General features: G+C 56.4%; 4 protein-coding genes. 3 read left to right on the top strand and 1 reads right to left on the bottom strand.

Annotated features, from left to right (window positions below; translation table 11 throughout):
- A partial coding sequence (locus WA354_RS05080) for an AraC family transcriptional regulator (RefSeq protein WP_472811925.1) occupies positions 1-550 on the bottom strand: 550 nt, incomplete at its 3' end.
- A 178-nt stretch (positions 551-728) separates the two neighbouring features.
- Here WA354_RS05080 and WA354_RS05075 point away from each other — a divergent pair.
- The 3 genes from WA354_RS05075 to WA354_RS05065 all read left to right on the top strand — a co-directional run.
- Positions 729-1,787, top strand: a complete 1,059-nt coding sequence (locus tag WA354_RS05075; RefSeq protein ID WP_472811924.1) for an NAD(P)-dependent alcohol dehydrogenase — start codon at positions 729-731, stop codon at positions 1,785-1,787.
- A gap of 75 nt (positions 1,788-1,862) precedes the next feature.
- Positions 1,863-2,846, top strand: a complete 984-nt coding sequence (locus WA354_RS05070) for an aldo/keto reductase (RefSeq protein ID WP_472811923.1) — start codon at positions 1,863-1,865, stop codon at positions 2,844-2,846.
- An 86-nt stretch (positions 2,847-2,932) separates the two neighbouring features.
- Positions 2,933-3,332, top strand: a 400-nt coding sequence (locus WA354_RS05065) for a lipocalin-like domain-containing protein (protein ID WP_472811922.1), incomplete at its 3' end; no start/stop codon positions are given.

Raw genomic sequence — 3,332 nt, 5'->3', positions numbered from 1 at the left:
GCAATCGATAGATGATTTCGCGCTGGATCAGGTTGCTGAGGATTGGAATATCCTGCGGCTTGTCGATGAGGTCCACGAGCCGGGAACATGCATCCAGCAGTTCGAGCGAAGTGACGCCGACAGCCATGGCACGAGCGTCAGCCGATTCCTCGCGCAGATGAAATTCCTGCTGCGAAAGAATCTCGCGGACTGCCGGCATTTCGAGTTTGAGAATCAAGCCGAGGATCGGCTCTTGTTCCGTTGCCGAAATCACCTGGCTGACAACCGGAAGATCGACCGAGGTCAGAAGAAAGTTCGAACCGTCGCACACATAAGTCGTCTTGCCAACGTTGATACGCTTTCGTCCCTGCAAAAAGACGACCAGGCTGGGTTCATAGGCAGCCGAGGTGCAGGCGGTGGTAACAGAGCGGCGGTAGAGGCGCAGGCCCGGAATCTCGGTGAGAGCGTCTCCTTCCGCAACGGTGCGATCGGCAATCTTGCGGGCCAGGTCCCTACGCGCTTCGATCACGCTTCGATCTTCGGCCGCGGCCTTGTGTTTCAACCCTTTCACAAGCTCTAACCCTCCAGAACCACGTTAACGCCGAACTCATCAAGCTGTGCACAAAAATCCATGCATCGACAGAATCAGGCAATAGATCGGCAGAATCAGGATACCGCTCCGGTGACCCGATTTCGTAGTCTGATGTGAAGCGGGACGCTCCCAAAATCGAAGAAGTTGAGGTCATTCCATGTACAAGGCTAAAGCTTACGCCGTCGCCAGCGCGACATCGCCGTTTACTTCCACCACAATCGCGCGCCGCGAGCCCACCGAGCACGACGTCCAGATCGAAATCCTGTTCTGCGGCATCTGCCATTCCGATCTTCACCAGGCCCGCAACGAGTGGAAAGAAGTGATGCCCACCGTTTATCCGTGCGTTCCCGGCCATGAGATCGTCGGCCGGGTCACGAAGGTTGGCTCGGCTGTCAAGAAGTTCAAGCCGGGAGATCTTGCCGCGGTGGGCTGCCTGGTCGACTCCGACGGCACGTGCCCCGAGTGCAAGGCTGGTTTTGAGCAGTTCTGCCCGAACATGACTCTCACCTACAATTTTCCCGACAAGCACACGGGAGGCGTCACGTACGGCGGGTACTCCGACAGCATCGTTGTCACCGAGCGCTTTGTGCTCCGCGTTCCAACCAACCTCAATCTCGCTGGAGTCGCGCCTCTGCTTTGCGCCGGAATCACAACCTACTCGCCGATGCGCCACTGGGGTGTAACCAAAGGAAAGAAGGTTGGCGTGGTCGGACTCGGCGGACTGGGTCACATGGGCGTCAAGTTCGCGCACGCTTTCGGAGCCCACACGGTGGTGTTCACCACTTCCCCAGGCAAGAAGGACGATGCACTTCGCCTCGGTGCGGATGAAGTGGTCATCTCGAAGAATGCCGATGAGATGGCGAAACATGCCGGCAGCTTCGACTTCATCCTCGATGCAGTGGCAGCCGAACACGATATCAATGCCTACATCCAATTGCTTCGTCGCGATGGCAATATCACCATGGTGGGCGCTCCCAACAAACCACTGCCAGTCGCCGTTTTCGGCCTGATCTTCGCGCGACGCAGCTTCTCGGGATCGCTGATCGGGGGCATTGCGGAAACTCAGGAAATGCTGGACTTCTGCAGGATGCACAACATTACTTCCGACGTTGAGGTAATTCCGATTCAAAAACTCAACGAAGCCTACGACAGGCTGGCGAAATCGAATGTGAAGTATCGCTTCTCGATCGACATGGCTTCGCTGAAGTCAGCGTAAGGAAGACAGTCGCTCGGCTGGATGCCGGACGACTCAGTCTAACCAAGGTTTTAAACATAGTTCAGGAGAGAACAGATGCAGAAGCGGAAATTAGGGAAGAGCGGCCTTGAGGTCTCAGCCCTGGGCCTTGGATGTATGGGGCTCAGTTTCGGATATGGCCCGGCGACAGAGAAGGAACAAGGAATCAAGCTGATCCGGGCCGCCTACGAACTTGGCGTCACGTTTTTTGACACAGCAGAAGCTTACGGCCCATTCCTGAACGAAGAACTTGTAGGCGAGGCGCTGGCGCCTGTTCGAGACAAGGTTGTAATCGCAACCAAATTCGGGTTCAAAGAAGGAAAGCCGCCACTGGGGCTCGACAGCAGACCGGAACACATTCGTGAGATCACCGATGCGGCTCTAAAACGGCTGAAAACCGATGTCATCGATCTGCTGTATCAGCACCGTGTAGACCCGAACGTTCCTATCGAAGACGTAGCCGGCACCGTAAAGGAATTGATTGCGGAAGGTAAAGTCAAGTATTTCGGAATGTCGGAGGCCGGGGCTCAAACCATTCGACGCGCTCATGCGGTGCAGCCCGTAGCGGCTCTTCAAAGTGAGTATTCGCTTTGGTGGAGAGAGCCGGAGGCAGAGATTCTGCCAACCCTTGAGGAACTCGGAATTGGCTTCGTGCCGTTCAGCCCGCTTGGCAAAGGTTTCCTGACTGGCAAGATTGATGCAGATACGACGTTCGACAGCACTGACTTCCGCAACGTGGTTCCACGCTTCAGTGCGGAGAATCGCAAGGCAAATCGGAACCTGGTGGATGTGCTCAGCACAATCGCGGCGCAAAAGGGCGTGACCAATGCCCAGATCGCGCTTGCGTGGCTCCTTGCTCAGAAGCCGTGGATTGTTCCGATTCCCGGCACCACAAAGCTACATCGCCTGGAAGAAAACCTGGGTGCGGCAGCCGTCGAGTTGACCACGGACGACCTGCGCAATATTGAGAACGCCGTATCGGGCGTGGAGGTGCAGGGGGAGCGCTACCCCGCACAGCTTCAAAAACTGACAGGGCGCTAAGCACAATCCTATGAACTTGCGTGCCGCAGACTGTTCCATGAGCAACTGATAGGCCGGTGAACGCCGATCGGCGGGGTAAATCGAGAATGAAAACTCTGTACTTTGGCGCGTTGGCTTTTGTCGTAGTATTCACCGGCCTGTCGCAAGCTCAATCCGCACCGAAGCAAATCAGCGATCGCGACAGGCTCATCGGTGCCTGGCATCTGGCACGCATTGATGTACCGGGAGCGGATGGCAAGTCCGCGGACACCGCACAACCGCAGGGGATGCTGATCTACACGCGCGACGGTCACATGTCGGTGCAGCTCATATATCCCAAATCGGCAAATGCGCAATCGAACGAGTATGTCCGCGATGGATACGAGGCTTCATTCGGCAGCTACGACGTGAATGAAGCAACGCACACCTTGACCCATCACGTGCAGGGATCGAATACCCGCGACCTACTCGTCGGCAAAGACCTGCCGCGAGTCTACCAATTGACCG

Origin of the sequence: Occallatibacter sp., from assembly GCF_049802275.1 — a bacterium.
Lineage (GTDB): Bacteria > Acidobacteriota > Terriglobia > Terriglobales > Acidobacteriaceae > Telmatobacter.
Note: the sequence above shows the minus strand (reverse complement) of the source record. Positions and strands in the feature narration are given on the sequence as shown.

Bases quoted from the DNA above. Each gene is read 5' to 3' on its own strand.
- WA354_RS05075 (WP_472811924.1), top strand. From the start codon at position 729: ATGTACAAGGCTAAAGCTTACGCCGTCGCCAGCGCGACATCGCCGTTT.
- WA354_RS05070 (WP_472811923.1), top strand. From the start codon at position 1,863: ATGCAGAAGCGGAAATTAGGGAAGAGCGGCCTTGAGGTCTCAGCCCTG.